Consider the following 1216-nt stretch of genomic DNA (forward strand, 5'->3'; position numbering starts at 1 on the left):
TCCGCAGGAGATTACCGAAAACGTTATTACAACATTCAGGATTTAGTGTTTGATATTGATGAGCACCACATCAAATACGTTGAGCACCGAGCCATCCAAAACGAGCAACATTTGTTTGCTCAACTGGATAAAATTTCCTTGTCCGATGGCGAAGGCGTGATGCTGCGTAAAGTGTCGAGCCGTTACCAAGCGGGCAGAGGAAGCGACTTACTTAAGCTAAAGCGCTACGCCGACACGGAAGCTCAAGTGGTTGGCTACAAACCGGGAACGGGGCGTTTGCTTGGGATGATGGGCGCAATGCTCGTGCGTTTGCCAGATGGTACAGAGTTTTACATCGGCAGCGGTTTTACGGATGAAGTTCGTCGCCATCCGCCGAAAATCGGTTCTACCATTACGTTTAGATACAACGGGTTTACCCAAACGGGGAAACCAAGATTCGCTCGCTTTTTGAGAGAACGATTCAAGGAGTAGGTGAGTTTCCAACTACCATGCCACAACGTTTAAAAAGACCCTGCCAGAACTTAACATGTTCGAGGGTCTTTGTTCTAAATTGCTCATGCGCTTTTATCACGCCATAACTTTCCTCATGAAGTTCCATTCTCTGCTCAATGAGTATTGCACCATCATTCAACTGCTGATATGTACTGTCGACAAAGGCGAGGTATGGCTGTACTTCTTCAACATAAATTGACTGGAAAACATTTTTCAAATAGCGAAATTGTGTGGTGTCTCGATTCTTTCCACACACAATGCGCTCCTGATTTTCTTCTAGCAATTTTGTGGTGACATCAAGCCACTCAGAAGTGCTGTTCAAAGTGAAGTAAACCTTACCCATCAAGCGAGACTTTTCCATTTCCTCTTGATATTGCACGAAGGAGAAAGAGGGTAAGCGCGAAATGACCCCTTTAGGCGTCTCATACATGGCATTTAGCGCATGAAAGGTTTCACTGACATGAGCAGTTTGATTGCGGCTTTTTGCTGATAACCAACTTGAAGCGGTGAGTTGCTTGCGCATGGTTTCGCTTGTGAGGAGAACGTTATCAAGATGAACGGGAAGATGCTGCCATTTTTGTTCATACAGGCGAGTTAATGTCGTGCGTTCGTCTTCGCTCAAGGGGTATTCAGTCAAACAACCATTGAGCGTGTTGAGCAAAGTGGTCTGGTAATCCAGGTCATGGAAAGGGTCTTGTACTTTGCCCAATTGGGAGTTCTTTTC

The 1216-nt window shown here is 45.6% G+C and carries 1 protein-coding gene and 1 pseudogene; one reads left to right on the forward strand and one right to left on the reverse strand.

What is annotated here, in order from left to right:
- Positions 1-471 (forward strand): annotated as a pseudogene (locus tag R7P67_RS25145) (DNA ligase); the annotation flags it as partial.
- Here R7P67_RS25145 and R7P67_RS25150 read toward each other — a convergent pair.
- On the reverse strand, positions 461-1216 hold a 756-nt coding region (locus R7P67_RS25150; protein ID WP_318086362.1), incomplete at its 5' end, for a DUF3080 domain-containing protein. The pseudogene R7P67_RS25145 and the gene R7P67_RS25150 overlap by 11 nt on opposite strands.

The organism is Vibrio sp. Vb0937 (genome assembly GCF_033338855.1).